Source organism: Hymenobacter sp. DG25B (genome assembly GCF_000801315.1).
Lineage (GTDB): Bacteria > Bacteroidota > Bacteroidia > Cytophagales > Hymenobacteraceae > Hymenobacter.
Map to the genome: position 1 here is coordinate 2,832,925 of NZ_CP010054.1, position 18,335 is coordinate 2,851,259.

Genomic DNA, 18,335 nt, shown 5'->3' on the forward strand with positions numbered 1-18,335 from the left:
GCGTCTCATCGTTGCTGATGTTGTTATAACTGCGCAAAACCATTCGTTCAACGACGAGACGCAAAATATTGCGTCTCTACATCAGCGAACTGACTCTCTAAACAGCTTTATACCTTCTTTTAAATACCTTCCAACTCTTCCGGAAGCTGGAATTCACCTGCGGCAGTAGCCTTGAAAGGCCACGTCCGGCGGATGGCTTCCAATGGCACCGGCGCAAAAACGTGCGGGAAATACTCCTGGCGGCTTTCGGCCCACTCCCGCTCCACCCGCAGGCCAGCGGCAGCCAAGGCGGCTTCCTCTATTTCCAGCAGCATTAATCCCTCGTGTCCTTGGTAATAGCGGCGCGCGGTTTCCAGAATCTGGTGGCGCTCCGAGGCATGGATAAAACCATCCATGTCCAGATCCGGGCTGGCGAAAAAGCCGGTTTCCCGGGCCTGCTCCCAGTCAGCGGATTCCGCTATGCGGTATAGCATGGGGCTTATGCCTTCCAGACTTCTTTGCGCACCTTAGCGCCTACTGATAGAATAATGCGCGTGGGGTTGGGCACCAGCACCAGGCGGGCTTCTTTGTTAGGGAATTCATCCGAGTCAACCCAAACGCCTTCTTTGTGCGAAGGCAGGTAGTCCGTGTCGCCGCCAATGTCGTTGGGCAGATAGGCGGTGGGCAGCAGCACGTCGGTATCGGGGCACAGCTTCTCGTGCACTTTCTCCAGTACTTCCTCCAGGTAGGGGCCGTATTCGTCGTTGAAGTCGTCTTCGAGGTCGTGCAGCTCCTCCTCAATATCATCGTAGCGCGGGTTGTCGTAGGAGAGCTTATGCAGCGCCTGCTTCTTCTCGATCAGGGTGATAAGGGCGCGGTTGAGTTCCTCTTTATTCATGGCCTCAGACATAGTTGGGTTCACTGCAAAGGTGCGTAGGTTTCGGCAATTCTGCCGCACAAGTAAGCCCAAAACGTAGGACGGCCGGATAAGGTCTGGACTTTTCTCGGAACGATTTAGGGTAAACCTGTATTTTTACCCCAACAACTGAAATACTCCACCCGAACCCACCCTAGCGTATACTGCCATGCAAACCATGACCTCGCCGGAAGTACAGGCCCACCCAGCCCAGGACTTCCTCCCCCTCAACGGTACCGACTACGTAGAATTTTACGTGGGCAACGCCAAGCAGTCGGCCTACTACTATCAGGCTGCTTTCGGCTATGAGCTGGTGGCTTATGCCGGCCCCGAAACCGGCCTTCGTGACCGGGCCAGCTACGTGTTGCAGCAGGGCAAAATCCGCCTGGTGCTGACCACTTCTCTGCTCCCCGATTCCGACATCTCCAACCACGTACGCCAGCACGGCGACGGCGTGAAAGTAATGGCCCTGTGGGTAGATGATGCCCGCAAATCCTTTGAGGAAACTACCAAGCGCGGTGCCAAACCCGCTTTCGAGCCCTATACCATTTCCGACGAGCACGGCGAAGTAACGCTGGCCGGCATTTATACCTACGGCGAAACGATTCACACCTTTGTAGAGCGCAGCAAGTACCAGGGCGCCTTCATGCCCGGCTTTGTAGCCAGGAAAGGCCTGGTACCCCAGGGTGCGCCCGTGGGCCTGCTGCACGTAGATCATTGCGTAGGAAACGTAGGCTGGGGCGAGATGAACCAGTGGGTGAAGTTTTACGAAGACGTAATGGGCTTTAAGCTGCTGCTCACCTTCGACGACGAAGACATCAGCACGGAGTATTCGGCCCTGATGTCCAAGGTGGTCAGCAATGGCAACGGCTACGTGAAGTTCCCCATCAATGAGCCGGCCGAAGGCAAGAAAAAGTCGCAGATTGAGGAATACCTCGACTACTATCACTCGCCCGGCGTGCAGCACATTGCCATTGCCACCAATGACATTCGCGCCACGGTGAGCGAGCTGCGCCGCCGCGGCGTAGAGTTCCTCACGGTGCCGGCCGCTTACTACGACGACCTGCTGGAGCGCATCGGCCACATCGATGAAGACATGGAATCGGTGAAGGAGCTGAACCTGCTGGTAGACCGCGACGAGGAAGGATACCTCCTGCAGATCTTCACCAAACCCGTAGAAGACCGCCCTACCGTGTTCTATGAAATCATTCAGCGCAAAGGCGCCAAGAGCTTCGGCAAAGGCAACTTTAAGGCCCTGTTTGAAGCCATTGAGCGCGAGCAGGCGCTGCGGGGCAATTTGTAACACCAGACTTAAAAAGTACGTCTGTCATCCTGCGTCCCGCGAAGAACTTGCCCCGTCATATGAAGTTTTGACGGGGCAAGTTCTTCGCGGGACGCAGGATGACAGTTTTTTTCTGACGTTTGCACTTCTCTGACCTGAAAATCCCTCCTATTCTTTCTTCTATGGCTCTCTCCCCCGACGTTCAGCAAAAAATACACACGTGGCTCAATGGCAGCTACGATGCCGAAACCAAAGCCAACATCCAGGAGCTTCTTTCCAACGATCAGGAAGAGGCGCTGAACGACGCCTTTTACCGGGACCTGGAGTTTGGCACCGGCGGCCTGCGCGGCATCATGGGTACGGGCTCCAACCGCATGAACCGCTACACGCTGGGCATGGCCACCCAGGGCTTGTGCAACTACCTGCTCCGCTCCTTCCCAATCCAGGAAATTAAGGTGGCCCTGGCTCACGACTCCCGCAACAACAGCCGGGAGTTTGCGCGCATAGCTGCCGGTATTTTCTCGGCCAATGGCATTACGGTGTATCTGTTTGAAGACCTGCGCCCCACGCCCGAGCTTTCCTTCGCCATCCGGCACCTGGGCTGCCAGAGCGGCTGCGTGATTACAGCCTCGCACAACCCCAAGGAGTACAACGGCTATAAAGTATACTGGAACGATGGCGCCCAGGTAGTAGCCCCCCACGATGCCAACATCATTACCGAAGTGAATGCCATTCAGAGCGTGGATGAAGTAAAATTCCAGGCCGATGAGTCGCGCATTCATCTGATTGGGGCCGAGCTGGATGCCGCGTATCTGGCTAAAGTAAAGGAGCTCAGCATCAACCCCGCAGCCATTCAGCGCCAGCACGATTTAAAAATCGTGTACACGCCCCTGCACGGCACGGGTATTACCATGGTGCCCAAAGCCCTGGCACAGCTGGGCTTTACCAACGTGCATGTTGTAGAGGCCCAGGCCACGCCCGACGGCAACTTCCCCACGGTACTCTCCCCCAACCCAGAGGAGAAAGTAGCCATGCAGCTGGCCCTGGACCAAGCCAAGTCCCTGGGTGCCGACCTGGTGCTGGCCACCGACCCCGATGCAGACCGCGTAGGCATTGCCGTAAAAAACACCGACGGCGAATGGGTGCTGGTAAACGGCAACCAGACGGCGGCCCTGCTCACGCACTACCTGCTCTCAGCCCGCCACAAGGCCGGCAAAATGACAGATAAGGACTTCATCGTCTATACCATCGTCACCAGCGACGTGCTGGGCGACGTGGCCCGCGCCTACGACGTGAAAGCCTACCAGACGCTGACTGGCTTCAAGTACATTGCCGGCATCATCCGCGACCTGGAAGGCGAGGCCAATTACATTGGTGGCGGCGAAGAAAGCTACGGCTACATGATTGGCGACTTTGTGCGGGATAAAGATGCCATTTCCGCCTGCGCTCTGCTGGCCGAAATGGCCGCCGTAGCCAAGGACAACGGCCACACCCTGTACCAGGAAATGATGCAGATGTACGCCACCTACGGCTTCTACAAAGAGCACCTCATTTCCCTCACCAAAAAAGGCCAGCGCGGCGCCGAGGAAATTCAGGAAATGATGCGCGACCTGCGCGCCAACCCGCCCCGCACCATTGCCGGCTTGCCCGTAGTAGAGCTGCGCGACTATAAAACCGGCGTAATCCGGAACCTGCAAACCAACCAGGAAACCACCACCGGTCTGGAAAGCTCCAACGTGCTGCAATTCATTCTGGCAGACGGCAGTAAAATCTCCGCCCGTCCTTCCGGCACCGAGCCCAAAATCAAGTTCTATTTCAGCGTAAAACAGCCTCTGAAATCAGTGGTGGATTACAAACTGGCCGAAAAGCTGGCCGATGAGAAAATCACGGCTATTATTCAGGATATGCAGCTGAAATAGTTGTTGCCGAAAACAAAAAGCCCACCCTTGCACAAAGGGTGGGCTTTTTGTTTTCGGAGGGTATCAGAAACAGCAAATGCTGCTTACGCTTTATTACCCGCTTTATTCTCAGTAGTAGTAGAAGTAGAATCTTTCTTGATTTTCTCTTGGTCTACCTGATCTGCAATTTTGCTGGTAGTAACTGCGGCATCACCTTCAGGGTCCGTGCTGTAGCGCTCCACCGCGCCCGTAATGGGGCTGGCGGTGCTACCGGTTTTGGTGGAATATGTTTTTTCGTCTTGTTGCTTCGGGTTATTCTGAGCGTCTTTCATGAGCGTAGAGATATAAAGGTGATGCAGGGCACAGAACGGGAGTATTTCTCCTGCCTGTTAATACTACGTTTTGCCCTGTAGGGTCTCTATTTCATACGGGCTACTGACCAGATAGATCAAAAAAAGTTGATTTTTTGGTCTATCTGGTCAGATACTCAATGGCCTCACCGCTCTCTACGCTTCTCCCGCTTCGTCCCTAAAATCAGCAACACCAGAAACAGAAACCCGGTGATGCCCAGGCTCCACCACGTGAGCACGGGAATACCATTCACGTAGCGCATTTCCGGGGAATAATGCCCCAGCAGGCTCAGCCCGGAAAACAGTAGAAACGCCACCGCAATCAGGGCAATGATGGTGCGGGAAACCAGCTGGTCGGCTTTGCGCAGGAGCAGCTGGTAGCCGCTGAGTTCCACGCGCACGCGCAGGTCGCCGCGGGAAATTTTGCGCACAATCTGGCGGAGGTCGGCGGGCAGGGTCTGGATGAGCGCCAGCAGCTGGGTGCCGGTATATTGGGCTTCGCTGAGGATGTTTTCCGGCGAATACTGCTCGGCCATGATGCGCGCACCGTAGGGCCGCACAAACTCAAAGGTGTTGAAGGACGGGTGCAGCACTTTGCCAATGCCTTCCAGAATAACCAAAGCCCGCAAAATGAGAAACACGGCGCCGGGCACCTGCAGCTTGTATTTGTAGATAATGCCCTGCAGGCAGTCGGCCAAATCACTCATACTCATCTCCTTCACATCCAGCGTAGCGAAGTCCTCAATCAAGTCGTTGAGGTCGGCCTCGAAGGCGCGCATGTCGGGAATGTCACTGGTGATGGAGAGGCGGCGGAAGCTCAGGGCCATGGCGCGCGGGTCCTGCTGGGCCATGCTGATGAACACGCCCGCAAAGGCATATTTCTGCTGCTTGGTGAGCTTGCCCACCATGCCAAAGTCAATGAGCACCAGGGTACCATCGGGGCGCACCAGCACGTTGCCGGGGTGCGGGTCAGCGTGGAAGCGGCCAAACTCGAATATCTGGGTGAGGTAGATATCCATGCCGGTTTCGGCCACCTTTTCAGGACTGAGGTTCCAGGCTTTCAGCTGCGCTTTATCCGTGATTTTGCAGCCGCTCACGTATTCAATGACGAGCACGCGGGCGGTGCTGAGCTCCCGGAAGGGCTTGGGGATGTAGAACGTCTCGTAGTCGGCGTAGAGCTTGCGGAACTGGTCCATGCTGCGGGCCTCGGAGGTGTAGTCCATCTCCTTCATCATGCTCCGCTCAAAGGCATCCACAATATCCTGCGGGTTAGAGAGGCCGTGCTTGCGCAGGAAACCACCGAGAAGGCGCACCAGCTCATGGAGCAGGCTCAGGTCGGTGCGCACTTTTTCCTGTACGTTGGGGCGCTGCACCTTCACCACCACTTCCTCGCCGGTATGCAGACGGGCGCGGTGCACCTGCCCAATGCTGGCCGAGCCCAGCGTAATTTCCTCAAACTCACTAAACAGCTCTTCTACCGGCTTGCCCAACTCCTGCTCAATAATCTGCCGGGCAATGCGCACATCAAACGGGGGCACATTGCTCTGCAGCTTTTCAAACTCATCAATCAGCCCCTGCGGGAGCAGGTCGGCGCGGTTGCTCAGGGCCTGGGCCAGCTTAATGAAGGTGGGGCCCAGCTCTTCAATAATCATCCGGATCCGCTCCCAGCGCGTGGTTTCAAATACGGCCTGCTCAGAGTTACGCCAGGAAATACGCTGCTTCTGCGGCACCAGGCGGCGCAACGGTGTCGTGGTTACCACATCGGCAAACCCGTAGCGCACCAGCACCTCCGCTACCTGCCGAATGCGGCCCAGATTTGAAATGGTATTTTTAAACATGCGCCAGGAGCCGGTGTAAGCAAAGGGAAACTGCAAAATAGCGACTGAATGCCACTAACAAGGAAAAAGCCAGTGTCCTCGCCTCGCGGGGAACTGGCTTTTTCTCAGATACTGGTCAGTAAACGACTAGGAAGCCGAAGAGCCGGTAGAATCAGAAGACTTAGAGGTGCTTTTGGAGGCCGATTTGGCCGCACCGCCCGCTTTGGAGGCTGAAGCCTTAGGCGCCGCTTTGCTGGCCGATGAGCTACCTGACTTAGCAGCAGAGCTCTTGGCAGCACCAGCCGTTTTGCTGCTACCGGCTGCTTTAGCAGCTGGCTTGGCTGCCGCGCCCGATTTGCTACCGCCCGCCGAAGACTTGGAGCCGCCTTTCACCGTGCGCTTCAGCTCTTCTACTTCGCTGCTGGAGGCCAGACCTACGGTCTTCATCATGCGAGAGGTAATGCTGTTAAACTGCTTCTCCAGCTCCTTGCGCTTGGTGTCGGTGTTTTTGCGCAGCTCCTCCATAATCTTTTCCCCCTCCTTCTCCGACAGTTTGCTCTCTTTCACCAGCATATCGATGGTGCTCTGAACCCGGTCACTGGTGAGCGACACGAAGCCGACACCGGCGTTGATGAACTTCTTAAACAGATCTTCCATAAACGGTAGAGGTAGAAAAATGTGGATGAAAACAGCGGCGCAATCCGCCCGCCGGGAAAAAGTAGTATGCAAGCCGACTACCTAGCGCAAACCTACGAAAAGCGCACTATATAGTTGAATATGAGGATAAAGATTTTTTACAGACTTTTCCATGATTTATTTCATTGGATATCAATTCAGCCATTAGCTAGGCCCATTTCCTAAGCCGAACTGCGCTGGCGGCGGGAGTTTTTACCTTTTTACGAGCCGCCTGCACCAAACGGGCCGCTTCGGCCTGGGCTTCCCAAATGCCGTGCACAAACGTGGATACCTGATTCAGAGCCTGGCGGCCTTCCGGCAGAAAGCGCCAGAACAGGTGCCACCAGTGCACCAGCCCCTCAAACTGCTGCAGCGTAATGGCTACGCCCGCGGCCCGGGCTTTCTGCACAAAGCCTAGCCCATCTTCACAAAGCACTTCGGCATCAGAAAGCTGAATCAGCAGCGGCGGCAGATCGTGCAAAGCGGCTTTGGAGGGGGAGAGCAGCGGGTTTTCCGGCGCGGTACCGGCCGCATACATAGCACCCCAGTTCCGGATTTCCAGCGCTTCCAGCACCTGGGTTTCTTCTTCTGCCAACCGATGCAGGGTACTCACGGGCAACGCCAGGTCCGTCCAGGGAGAAAGGCCGATAGCCGCGGCGGGTAGGGCCTCGCCCCCGTCGCGCAGGGCCAGCAGCAGGGCCAGGGCCAGGCCGCCCCCGGCAGAGTCGCCGGCTATTATGATGTTGTTGGGTTGAAACCCTTCCTGCAGTAGCCAACGGTAAGCCATGAGCGCATCCTGCAGGGCGGCCGGGAAAGGATACTCCGGCGCTTTACGGTAGTTAATGCTGAGCGCCGGCATCTGGCAGCGTTGGGCCAGGGCGCCAATCAGGCTGCGGTGGGTGTTGGGCGAGCCCAGCACATAGCCACCACCATGTAAGTAAAGTAATACCCGATGCGCCGGTGCTCCCTGGGGTCGCAGCCATTCGGCTTCCATGCCTTCAATGGATGTTTCTTCGAGAAACACATTCCAGGGCATAAACTGAAACAGCGCCCCCAACTCGCACGCCAGCCGCAGTTTACCCAAGGAGGGCCGGCGCCGGGCCAGCGGACCAGTAGCAGCGGTGAGGAACTGCTTCAGCAGCAAATGTTGGGATGAAGGCATGGTCGAAAACGGTAGAAAACCCTTTAGCAGCTATACGCAGAAGCAGCGCCGGAATGTTATCTAAAAACCTGATTTACAAGATAAATAACTCACGCAAGTCAGTTAGAAAGGGTGATTACCCGGAAAAGCAATACGGAGAAAAGAATCAGAAACTTACTTTCTAATGGTATTGCCCCGGTATCCCCGAATGGCAATGGGAAGCCAGCCCAGAATGGGAATGAAAAAGCTGATGGTGAAGGGGTTGCGCCAGATCATACGCAGCCACGCCCCGGGGCTGGTGAGGTTGAGCTTAATGCCACGGCGGCCTTCTTTCACAAACTGCCGCTCAAACTCCGTGAATAAAGCCGGCCAGGCAAAGGGTAGGAAGAAGGGGAAATACCGGCGGTTTTCCTTCATGCGCTGCCAAAGCTCGGGCCAGCGGTAGGGCTGCTGGCCGTGTTGCTGAACGGCGGCATTCATTTCCGTTTGCATGAGCTGGCGTACCTGCTCGCTCAGGTCCAAGTACTCGTCCCGGCTTAGCTCGTCGTGCGCTTTGGAGGTAAGCTCATAGGGTTTGATGCGCTTGCCAAGCACAAAGGTGAGATTGGCGGGAAAGGCCATATAAAAACACCAGGGCTGCAGCAGCACCAGCAGCAGAATGGGGCCCAGGGGCAGAAAGGGGATGCCTATTTTTTTGGTCAGGCGGTTTATCCAGTCCCAGCTATAGGCATAGGGGTTCAGGTACTCGCCGTTGATGGTGTAAAACGGGACAATATCGGTGCGGTGCTGAATGCCCAGGCGCAGCATGCTGGTGGCCAGGCGCTGCAGCTGGTATTTGCGGTTGAAGCCTTTCCCAATGCCCGGCACGCCCTCGGGGTACAGCATCAGGTTGTGCTCCTGATAGTACATCATGGTCTCAAAATTGAGCGTGGTGGCATCTACGCAGCCGCACTTTTTCCAGAAGTTACGCACCAGAAACGGGTTCATGAGCGTGGACTTGGACAGCAGCGGGGCCGACAACGGGCGGGGCAGATCATCGGGCTTGGGCAGGCTGCGCATGAGGTGGGCCAGGGCCACCATGGCATCCCAGGGAAAGGCCATACCCGAGTGGTTGGAGGCAAATATCAGCGGCCGGTCCGGGTTATTACGCTGCGGAAAATCCTCGAAGCCTACCAGCCTGGAGCGAAACCACACCCGGTCAAGCAATTGCAGGATGTTCTCGTCCAGCTCCCGAGCAAACTCCTCGTCAAAATAATCGGAATAAATATGCTGGTTGTCCCGAATGGCGGGTGGCGGCTGGGGCAGCGCAGACGAAGTAGCCGTGGGCATTGGGGAGTAACGGGCAGAAATGACGGGTTGGTAAGGTATGCTTTTTCGCCTAACCCTGCTTAAATCTGCCGCCGGAGCTTCACCATGGCCGTGTGCAGCTCCCCATCGGAACGGCGCACCACAAATAATACGCTGCGCCCGTCCGTGGAGTGCAGCAGGCGGCTAAGCACGGTGAGGGTGTAGAAGTTGGCCGGCACCAGATTAACCGTCACCAGCTCGTCGCCGGGTTGCAGGGCGGCCTCCGCGGCCGGGGAGCCCGGCTGAATTTTCACCACTACATACGAGCGTAAATCGGGCCCGGTGGCTACCAGGTCGAGGCCGCACATATCGTGCTCAAAGGGGTCGTGGAAGAGAAGGTTAGGCCGCAGCAACAGCCGATTGTGCGGGTAGTCTATTACCAGCGAAAACCGCTTCAACAGCTCCAGGCCAATGTTGCCGTTGCGGAAGGTTTCCATGCGCAGGTGCACATCAGAATCATCGGGGAAAGAGGTGAGCAGGTTTTTGAGTTTGTAGCGCCCCAGCTGCAGGGAAGTCACCCGCCCTATATACCCGTTTATGTAGCCACTGAGCCCGCGGCCCAGCTGGGTGCGCAATACTTTAGGGGGCAGGGTGAGGCGTTTATCCGAGCCGGTTTCCAGGGAAAGAGCGTGCCCGGCACCGGTATCCAGAATTAATTTGAGCGGGAGCGTCAGGGAATCATTCAGGGTTACTTTGGCGGTGATGTAGGCTTTGTCTCCCTCCATTTCCAGGGGCAAAGTAGTCCAGCGGCGGCCCAGAGGGTGCTTGTATTTAGTCGGATTATACAAAATCAGATGCCCGCCGCTAGGATCTATCTCCACCACAAAGCTCCGGAAGACGTCGCGCCCCAGAATACCGTGTACGGGTATGCCCACGTAGCTGGAAAGGTCCAGCACATCATCGGAAAAAACCAGCATGTTGAGGGCGGGCGCCACCACGCCCGGCAGCTCCACCCGCACGCCTTCCGTCAGGAAAGCCTCCAGCGCCGACTCTTCGCCCACGCCCGCCACCTGAAACCGCTGCCCCCGGGGCAGTTGCAGCTCCTGCTGCAGTTGCGGATCGGTGATGAGGGAGGTGCCTACCCCGGTATCCAGCATGAAATTGTACGGGCCTCTGCCGTTGAGCTTCGTACTGACAATAATGAGGTTGCGCTGGAGGTCAAAAGGCACCTCTACCCGATGCTTGCGGGCTTTGATGAACTGAAACGGGGCCGGCTGGCTAAACCCTGATGCGGGCAGCAAAAGCAGCAAAAAGCCCAACAGCGCACGGCGCCAGTACAGCAGCAGGCGGGAAGCGCAAGAATAGGTGGGCAGAGAGGCAAACATCAGGGCGACATAGATATCGTGTAATATAAGAAAAATGCACTCCTGAATCCAGTCCTTTTCAGGGTCTTAGCCCGGCGTTTCCCAGGTACCGCCGGCAGGGTAATGAAGGTACCCGTGCCGGATATACAGCGGACTGGCTACGTTATTATGGTACAGCAGCCCTGTGCCCAGGCCCTGCGGGAAATCACCTACCTGCAGCTCGGCCGTTAGCTGGCTCACGGCATTCAACCCAATATTTGATTCCAAGGCCGAAGTCAGCCACCAGCCAATGCCTCGCTCCCGGGCCAAAGAAACCCAACGGCGGGTGGCGGCTATACCACCCAAGAGCGTGGGCTTTAGAATAATATAAGCAGGTTGCAGGGTATCCAAGAGTTGGGCCTGCGCCTGAGGATCTGTGATGCCAATCAGCTCCTCGTCCAGGGCAATAGACACGGGCGAGGTCTGGCACAGGGTGGCCATGAGGGCCGGCTGCCCCGGCTGCACGGGCTGCTCAATGGAGTGGAGGCTGAACCGGGCCAGCTGCTCCAGGCGCTGGGCGGCATTTTCGGGCGTGAAAGCGCCGTTGGCATCTACCCGCAAGGTGAGCTCGGCGGGGCTGGCTACGGCGCGAATTTCGGTTAGCAACTCCAGCTCCGTGGCAAAATCAAGGCTGCCTATTTTCAGCTTCAGGCAGGAATAGCCTTCCGCGAGCTTGCGGCGAATCTGCTCCCGCATAAAGGCGGCGTCACCCATCCAGATAAGACCATTGATGGGCAGCCCGGCTTCTCCGCGGCTAAAAGCGGTATCGAAAAGAATCCGGCGGCCGCCTTGCTGCCAGTCCAAAGCGGCGGTTTCCAGGGCAAAGCGCACGGCCGGCCATTCCGGCCCTATCAGGGTGGGTACGTCTGCTGGAGAAAATACCTGGTACCCGGCGGCATTAAAGCGGCGGCACAGCTCCGCCAGATACGTTTCCATATCCGGGCGGTAGTCGGGGCTGAGGCCGGCCAGCGGGGCGGCCTCCCCTATTCCCTGCCGCTGGGGCTGGTGCTCATCCGTCAGGTGCAGGTACCAGGCCACGTGCTCGGAGAGGGCGCCGCGAGAGGTGCGGGCCGGGAAGTTAAACTGCAGAGCACGGCGGGTGTAGCGCAGATGTAAAGCCATGTATTGCTAATAGGGAAAAGCGAGTGTAAAAGACAAATAAAGCCGGGATACGCCATATCCCTCATCAACTGGGCTATGGCTTACGTATTTGCCTATAATGGCCGGGTGCCCGGCCTGGGCAGAAAACCCGATACGGGCTTCCTGAGTTATCGATTTACTTACCTTTCCCGCTCAACCCTCCCTCGCCATGCCTGAAGTACTGAATCCTCCCGCCCGCACCAGCGAAGCCCTGCGGGCGCGCTACGCCCTGGTACGGGCCCAGACGGAGGCCATTTGCCAGCCGCTGCTGCCCGAGGATACCGTGGTGCAGCCCATGCTGGACGTGAGCCCGCCCAAATGGCACCTGGCGCATACCACCTGGTTTTTTGAAACCTTCCTGCTGCGCGAGTACCTGCCCGGCTATACCGTGTTCCACCCGGAGTACGCTTACCTGTTCAACTCCTACTATAACTCCCTGGGCAGCCGCGTAAACCGCGCCGACCGGGGCACCATTTCCCGGCCGGCCCTGGCCGATGTGTATGCCTACCGCGCTGCTGTTGATGTAGCCATCCGTCGTTTGCTGGACACCCACGCCGCGGAGCTGCCCGATGTATTTTATGAGCTGTTTGAGCTGGGCCTGCAGCACGAGCAGCAGCACCAGGAATTGCTGCTCACAGATATAAAATACATTCTGAGCACCAGTCCACTGGCCCCAGCTTACCGCGCGGCACCCCAAAACCCCACCGAAGCCCCGCTGCCCCCACCAGCTGCCTGGCTACCCGTGGCGGGCGGCGTATATACTATTGGCCAGCAGGAGGCGGGCTTTTGCTTTGACAATGAGCTACCCAGTCACCCTACCTACGTTGCCGACTTCAGCCTGCAAAACCGGCTGGTGACTAATGCAGATTACCTGGCGTTTATGGAGGCCGGGGGCTACCAGGACTTTCGCTTCTGGCTGGGCGAAGGCTGGGACCTGGTGCAGCAGCACACCTGGCAGGCTCCACTTTACTGGGTGAAGCGGCCGGAAGGGTGGTTCCAGTTTACCATGCGCGGCCTGCAGCCGCTGCAGCTGGCCGCCCCCGTTACGCACGTAAGCTTTTATGAGGCCGATGCTTACGCCAACTGGGCTGGGGCCCGCCTGCCCACCGAGGCAGAATGGGAAATTGCGGCCCGCCAGTTTGCCTCTGCTGCACCCACCGGCAACTTTCAGGAAAGCGGCCTGTTTCATCCCCGCCCTCTGCCGCCCCATGCTTCCCCTACAGAATGTCATCAGCTTTGGGGCGACGTTTGGGAATGGACTTATTCCGCCTACCACCCCTACCCCGGCTACCACAAAGCAGCCGGCGCGCTGGGCGAGTACAACGGCAAGTTTATGATCAATCAACTGGTGCTGCGCGGGGGCTCCTGCGCAACGCCCGCCAGCCATATCCGGCTGAGCTACCGCAACTTCTTCCACGCCGATAAGCGCTGGCAGTTTACCGGTATCCGGTTGGCGCGCTAGTCCGGCCGTCGGCTTTATTCCGCATTTCTCACTTCTGCTTCTCTTATGCCTGCACCTTCCTCTGCGCCTGCTTCTGCTATTGATACCGACCTGGCCCAACACGTACGCCAGGGCCTGAGCCGTACCCCCAAAACATTGTCATCGATGTACTTCTACGATGATGAGGGCAGCCGGCTGTTTCAGCAGATTATGCAGCTGCCGGAATACTACCCCACGCGCACCGAGCTGGGTATTTTTACGACGCAGCAGGCCGCCATTTCCAAGGCCCTGCGCCCAGCGGGCAACCAGCCCTTCCGGCTGCTGGAGCTGGGCGCCGGCGACGGTCTGAAAACCAAAGTGCTGCTCCGGCATTTGCTGGAGGAGAAAGCGCGCTTCACCTATGAGCCCGTTGATATTTCCAGTGGCGCCCTGAGCGGGCTGGCGGCCAGCCTGCAAAAGGAGCTGCCCCAGCTGCAGGTAGAGCCCATTGAGGCCGATTATTTCTCTGCCCTGGCTCAGGTACGGCAGGATGACGTCCCCAAAGCCGTGCTGTTTCTAGGCTCCAACATCGGCAACTTTTTGCCCGATGACCGCCAGAAGTTTCTGCAGCAGCTTTCCGGCTACCTCGGCCCCGACGACCGGCTACTCATTGGCTTTGACCTGCAGAAAGACCCCCGCCTGATTCGGGCGGCCTACGACGACAGGCAGGGTGTAACGGCCGCTTTCAACCTGAACCTGCTCGCCCGCCTGAACCGGGAGCTGGGCGCCGATTTTGACCTGCAGCACTGGGCCCACTACACCGATTATGACCCGCTGGATGGTGCCGTGCGCTCTTTCCTGGTTAGCCGCCGTGCCCAAACTGTGCATTTCGCGGACCTGAACCTGCATGTACCCTTCGCTGCCTGGGAAATTATTCACACTGAAAACTCCTACAAATTTACCCGCCCTCAGATTGAAGAGCTGGCCGCCGCCGCCGACCTGCAGGTAGTGGATTTCTTCACCGATGAGCGGCAATATTTTGCCGATGTGGTGCTGGCCCCGGTTCCATCGGCTTAACGGCGCGCCGCTATGTCTGCTTCTGCTTCTGATGTAATTAGTCTGGCCTCGGGCTATTCTTATTTTCCTACCCCGCCGCTGGTGCTGGAGCAGCTCCAGCCCTACCTGCAGGGCTCTAAACTTCCAGATAGCCCGGCTGCCGGCCTGCCCGAGCTGCGGCAGGTCCTGGCGCGGCAGTATGCGGCCGGCCAGGTAAGCCCCGACCAGGTGGTGGTAACTGCCGGGGCTAAATCAGCCTTATATGCTGTGCTAAGGGCAGTAATACGCCCCGGCGACGAAGTGCTGCTGCCTACTCCCAATTGGTTTGGGTTTGATGCGCTGGTAGCCGAAGCGGGAGGCATTCTAAAGCAGCTGCCTCTTTCCCCCGACGATAATTACTCTCTCTCGCCAGCCGCGCTGGGAGCAGCCCTCACGCCCCGCACCCGGGTTTTCCTGTTTTCCAATCCCTGCAACCCCACAGGGCGCATTTACAGCCACCAGGAATTAGAAGCGCTGCTGCACATTACCGGCCAGCATCCGCGCCTACTGGTCATCAGCGACGAAATCTACAACCTGGTTTCCTTTGGTCCACCGGTGCCTTCCCTGCTCGATTTCCCCGATCCGCAGCAGCAGCACATAGTGGTAAATGGCTTTTCCAAGTCGCTGGCGCTTATCAACTGGGGGCTGGGGTATCTGGTAGCGCCGCAGCCGCTGGCCCAGGAGTGCACGCGCTGGCAGCATGCTACCAGCGGGGCCGTGGCCAGCCTGAATCAGTTGGCCGGGTTGGCTGCCGCGCGCAACGCCAGTACTATTGCTACCGATCTGGTAGCGCAGCTGCAGCCTTTGCGCCAGCTCATGCTCAGCTTGCTGCAGGATATTCCCGGGGTTGGTCTGACTCCTACCGAAGGCACCTATTATACCTTCCCTGATTTCCGCGCGTTTCTTAACCCAGACCTTCCTCCCGAGGCAGCCTCACAGGCCCTTACCAGCCGGCTGCGGGCCGCGGGCGTGGAGGTGGTAGATGGGGCCAGCTGTCATGCGCCCGGGTTTGCCCGCCTCTCCTGCGCCGTGCCGGAGCCGGAGCTGCGCACGGGCCTGGCCCGCCTGCGAGATGCCCTACTGGCGCGGTAATGCGTGAGATTTCCGATGACAGGCCCGCGGCAGGGTTGTACCTTTGCGGTTGATTCGTTTCTTCTGCTGCCATGCCTCTTACCGCTATCCGCCCGCACATCAAACCCACCTTATTGCTGGCCTATCCGGTGGTGCTAAGCCAGCTGGGCCACATTATGGTGAGCGTTTGTGATAGTATCATGGTAGGCCAAACGGGTACCGTGCCCCTTGCGGCCGTATCATTGGGCGTGAGCGTGAGTACCGTAGTCATGGTGTTCGGGCTGGGCCTTTCCATGAGCATTACCCCGCTGGTAGCTACCGCCGATGGGCAGCGCGACATTCCACGCATTGGCCAGCTACTGACCAATGGAGTAGCGCTTTGCACGGTAGCCGGCCTGGTGCTGGCCGCTTTTGGGCTTATTGTCCCCGATTTGCTCCGCTACCTGAATCAGCCGGCGGAGGTGGTGCGCCTGGCAGCCCCGTGGGTGCGCGTGCTGTTCGCTTCCATGATTCCGCTAATGATTTTTCAGGGATTCAAGCAGTTTGCCGAAGGCCTGGGCCTCACCCGGCAAGCCATGTTCCTGTCTATTATGGCCAACGTGGTAAATGCCCTGCTGTGCTACGCCCTGATATTTGGGCATTGGGGCGCCCCGCGCATGGGCATGATGGGCGCCGCCTGGGCCACGCTCATTGCCCGGGTGCTGATGGCTGCCCTCATGGCAGTGTACGTTTTGCGGGCTGGCCGCCTGAAACCTTACCGCGAAGCCGCCGGCAGCTGGCTCACGGTTTCCAGCGGTACCATGCGCCGGCTCCTGGGCCTGGGCATGCCCATTGGCGTGCAGATGATGTTTGAAATGGGCGCCTTCAGCTTCTCGGCCATCATGATTGGCTGGCTGGGCGCCACGGCGCTGGCTGCGCATCAGATTGCCATTAACGTGGCCTCGGTTACCTATATGGCGGCCAGCGGCATTGCGGCGGCAGCCACCATTCGGGTGGGTAACCAGCGCGGCCTGGGCAGCGCCCACAATACCCGGCAGGCGGGCCTCACGGCTTATTTGCTGGCTTTCCTGTTTATGAGCACCATGGGTTTGCTGCTGATTATGGGGCGCCACTTTGTACCTACCCTTTATAACCACGACCCCGCCGTGCTGGCCCAGGCGGCCACGCTGCTCTTGGTAGCCGCCCTGTTTCAGGTTTCCGATGGTCTGCAGGTGGTAGGCCTGGGGGCGCTCCGGGGTTTGGAAGATGTAAAAGTACCCTCCGTGGTGGCGCTGCTGGCTTACTGGGCCATTGCTCTGCCGTTGGGCTACGGGCTGGGCTTTGGATTGAAAATGGGGGCTACCGGCGTTTGGATTGGCCTGCTCACAGGTCTTTCCCTGGTGGCCGGGGTACTCCTGTGGCGTTTTCGTCGACTTAGTGCCTTTGCTGTGAACCAACAAATAGCTGTAGCGCGTTAACCAAAAAAGTCCTATTTTTGGTTATGACAAACTTTACGCTCTTCCCTATGCTGGTTTGGTTGTCAGCCCTGCTGCCGGCCTCCCAGCAAACCACTTCGGCGCCAGCTACGCTGGAGTGGCAGCCTAACCGCCCCCTGACCTGGACTGATTTTCAGGCCCGGCCTACCCTGCCGGCTGAGCTGGCGGCCCTTACTTCTGCTAATCTGGACGTGCGCGTGAACTGCGTTAACTATCAGGTTACGACAACCGTACGGGCCGTTTTCACGCCCAGCGAGTCGTGGGTACGCAATGCTTCCAAGGCCAAACCTGAACTACTGCGGCATGAGCAGATTCATTTTGACCTAACCGAATTGCACGCCCGCCGTGTAAGACAGAAGATTACCTTGGCAAAGTTCAATTGCGACCGTCTCCAGCCCGCTCTCAATAACTTCACCCGTATAGCGTTCAACGACTGGCGCCGCGAAGAAGCCAAGTACGACATGGAAACCAACCATGGCCTGAATGCGGCTAAGCAGCTGGCCTGGGAACAGGATGTACAGCAGCGCCTGCAGGAACTTTCAGCGTTTGCGGCAGCAAACTAAGTCTGTCCTTTATTCCTCATTTTTCGGGTGACTGGCCATGAGCCGGTCACCCGTTTTTTGTAAGCAGCGGCCGGCTTTTGCTAGCTTGCCGGCAAAAGCTTTCTATGGACTCTGCAACTGTTATTACCTGGGACGATTTTGCCCGCGTGGACCTCCGCATCGGCACCATTCTGGAGGCCCGGGAATTTCCCGAGGCCCGTAAACCCGCTTATCAATTGCTGGTAGACATGGGCCCGGAAATTGGCCTGAAGCGTTCCAGCGCCCAGATTACGCGCCGATATCAGCCCCAGGATTTAGTTGGCCGGCAGGTGCTGTGCGTGGTCAATTTCCCGCCGCGCCGCATTGGCCCCTTCAGTTCCGAGATACTGGTAACAGGCGTGGCCGATGAGCTCGGTGACATTGTGTTAACTACAGTAGATGCTCCGGTGCCGAACGGGGCGCGGCTGGCTTAGGCGACTTCCCCTGCAGCCGCACACCCCGCAGGTTCAGCGAGTCAATCACCACATCATATACCTCCTGCAGGTCTTTCCCATGGATGCTGTAGTAGCGGTACGTTTGCTGAAAGGCTGAATCCGTGGTCTGGTGGCTCCGCAATAGGCTGTCTTTCACCTGTTCAAACAGGGCCACCGAGGAGTCGCGCGAGAGGCGGGCAGCATCCACACGGCTTTCCATCAGATGCAGTTCTATCAGCAGGCGCGCAAAGTCCGGTTTGGACAGCAGCTTTTGCGGCGGCACGGGCTCTTCAGGCCGTTGGCAGGCAGCCAGTAACACACTTAGGGCCAGTAGCGCCCGGATGGAGAGACTTTTCACGCTGTAAAGTTAG

General features: G+C 58.0%; 18 protein-coding genes. 8 read left to right on the forward strand and 10 right to left on the reverse strand.

Features of this window, described 5'->3' with window-relative positions:
- Nucleotides 1-119: 119 nt before the first annotated feature.
- Both PK28_RS12180 and PK28_RS12185 read right to left on the reverse strand, forming a co-directional pair.
- Entirely contained in the window at nt 120-473 is a 354-nt protein-coding gene (locus tag PK28_RS12180) for a DUF952 domain-containing protein (protein ID WP_044514204.1), read from the reverse strand.
- A gap of 5 nt (nt 474-478) precedes the next feature.
- Nucleotides 479-877, reverse strand: coding sequence for a hypothetical protein (locus PK28_RS12185; RefSeq protein WP_044516997.1), 399 nt, complete (start codon nt 875-877; stop codon nt 479-481).
- A 187-nt stretch (nt 878-1,064) separates the two neighbouring features.
- On the opposite strand from PK28_RS12185, the gene hppD reads away from it, so the two are divergent.
- Together hppD and PK28_RS12195 are read left to right on the forward strand one after the other, a co-directional pair.
- On the forward strand, nt 1,065-2,198 hold the full coding sequence (hppD, locus tag PK28_RS12190) for a 4-hydroxyphenylpyruvate dioxygenase (protein WP_082017089.1): 1,134 nt from the start codon (nt 1,065-1,067) through the stop codon (nt 2,196-2,198).
- A 161-nt stretch (nt 2,199-2,359) separates the two neighbouring features.
- Nucleotides 2,360-4,096, forward strand: a complete 1,737-nt coding sequence (locus PK28_RS12195; RefSeq protein ID WP_044514206.1) for a phospho-sugar mutase — start codon at nt 2,360-2,362, stop codon at nt 4,094-4,096.
- An 83-nt stretch (nt 4,097-4,179) separates the two neighbouring features.
- Here PK28_RS12195 and PK28_RS12200 read toward each other — a convergent pair whose 3' ends face one another.
- The 7 genes from PK28_RS12200 to PK28_RS12230 all read right to left on the reverse strand — a co-directional run bounded on the left by PK28_RS12200 (nt 4,180) and on the right by PK28_RS12230 (nt 11,870).
- The gene (locus tag PK28_RS12200; RefSeq protein ID WP_044514209.1) at nt 4,180-4,407 is read right to left on the reverse strand and encodes a hypothetical protein; all 228 of its coding nucleotides are present in this window, start codon (nt 4,405-4,407) and stop codon (nt 4,180-4,182) included.
- A 164-nt stretch (nt 4,408-4,571) separates the two neighbouring features.
- Nucleotides 4,572-6,299 (reverse strand): ABC1 kinase family protein, encoded by a 1,728-nt coding sequence (locus tag PK28_RS12205; RefSeq protein ID WP_231576149.1) that lies wholly within the window; start codon nt 6,297-6,299, stop codon nt 4,572-4,574.
- Between the two features lie 90 nt (nt 6,300-6,389).
- A complete protein-coding gene (locus tag PK28_RS19095; RefSeq protein ID WP_048825960.1) occupies nt 6,390-6,899 on the reverse strand; it encodes a phasin family protein in 510 nt (169 codons plus the stop codon).
- A gap of 187 nt (nt 6,900-7,086) precedes the next feature.
- Nucleotides 7,087-8,079 (reverse strand): alpha/beta hydrolase, encoded by a 993-nt coding sequence (locus tag PK28_RS12215; RefSeq protein ID WP_082017090.1) that lies wholly within the window; start codon nt 8,077-8,079, stop codon nt 7,087-7,089.
- Nucleotides 8,080-8,232: 153 nt separating this feature from the next.
- On the reverse strand, nt 8,233-9,387 hold the full coding sequence (locus tag PK28_RS12220) for a lysophospholipid acyltransferase family protein (RefSeq protein ID WP_044514210.1): 1,155 nt from the start codon (nt 9,385-9,387) through the stop codon (nt 8,233-8,235).
- 59 nt (nt 9,388-9,446) lie between these two features.
- Nucleotides 9,447-10,730 (reverse strand): aspartyl protease family protein, encoded by a 1,284-nt coding sequence (locus PK28_RS12225; RefSeq protein WP_048825964.1) that lies wholly within the window; start codon nt 10,728-10,730, stop codon nt 9,447-9,449.
- A 66-nt stretch (nt 10,731-10,796) separates the two neighbouring features.
- A complete protein-coding gene (locus PK28_RS12230; RefSeq protein WP_044514212.1) occupies nt 10,797-11,870 on the reverse strand; it encodes an o-succinylbenzoate synthase in 1,074 nt (357 codons plus the stop codon).
- A gap of 187 nt (nt 11,871-12,057) precedes the next feature.
- Here PK28_RS12230 and egtB point away from each other — a divergent pair, with 187 nt between their 5' ends.
- The 6 genes from egtB (at nt 12,058) to PK28_RS12260 (ending at nt 17,964) form a co-directional block, all read left to right on the forward strand.
- Entirely contained in the window at nt 12,058-13,350 is a 1,293-nt protein-coding gene (gene egtB / locus PK28_RS12235) for an ergothioneine biosynthesis protein EgtB (RefSeq protein WP_044514214.1), read from the forward strand.
- 45 nt (nt 13,351-13,395) lie between these two features.
- Nucleotides 13,396-14,385 carry an L-histidine N(alpha)-methyltransferase gene (egtD, locus tag PK28_RS12240; RefSeq protein ID WP_044514217.1) on the forward strand — a complete coding sequence of 330 codons (990 nt, stop codon included), beginning with the start codon at nt 13,396-13,398 and terminating at the stop codon, nt 14,383-14,385.
- A gap of 12 nt (nt 14,386-14,397) precedes the next feature.
- Entirely contained in the window at nt 14,398-15,495 is a 1,098-nt protein-coding gene (locus PK28_RS12245; protein WP_044514219.1) for a pyridoxal phosphate-dependent aminotransferase, read from the forward strand.
- Nucleotides 15,496-15,566: 71 nt separating this feature from the next.
- Complete coding sequence (locus tag PK28_RS12250; RefSeq protein ID WP_044514222.1) at nt 15,567-16,931, forward strand: MATE family efflux transporter; 1,365 nt, start codon at nt 15,567-15,569, stop codon at nt 16,929-16,931.
- A 47-nt stretch (nt 16,932-16,978) separates the two neighbouring features.
- Nucleotides 16,979-17,512 (forward strand): DUF922 domain-containing protein, encoded by a 534-nt coding sequence (locus PK28_RS12255; protein ID WP_197070411.1) that lies wholly within the window; start codon nt 16,979-16,981, stop codon nt 17,510-17,512.
- Nucleotides 17,513-17,616: 104 nt separating this feature from the next.
- Entirely contained in the window at nt 17,617-17,964 is a 348-nt protein-coding gene (locus PK28_RS12260; RefSeq protein WP_044514225.1) for a tRNA-binding protein, read from the forward strand.
- Here PK28_RS12260 and PK28_RS12265 read toward each other — a convergent pair.
- The gene (locus tag PK28_RS12265; protein WP_082017091.1) at nt 17,921-18,322 is read right to left on the reverse strand and encodes a DUF4296 domain-containing protein; all 402 of its coding nucleotides are present in this window, start codon (nt 18,320-18,322) and stop codon (nt 17,921-17,923) included. The genes PK28_RS12260 and PK28_RS12265 overlap by 44 nt on opposite strands.
- Nucleotides 18,323-18,335 lie beyond the last annotated feature (13 nt).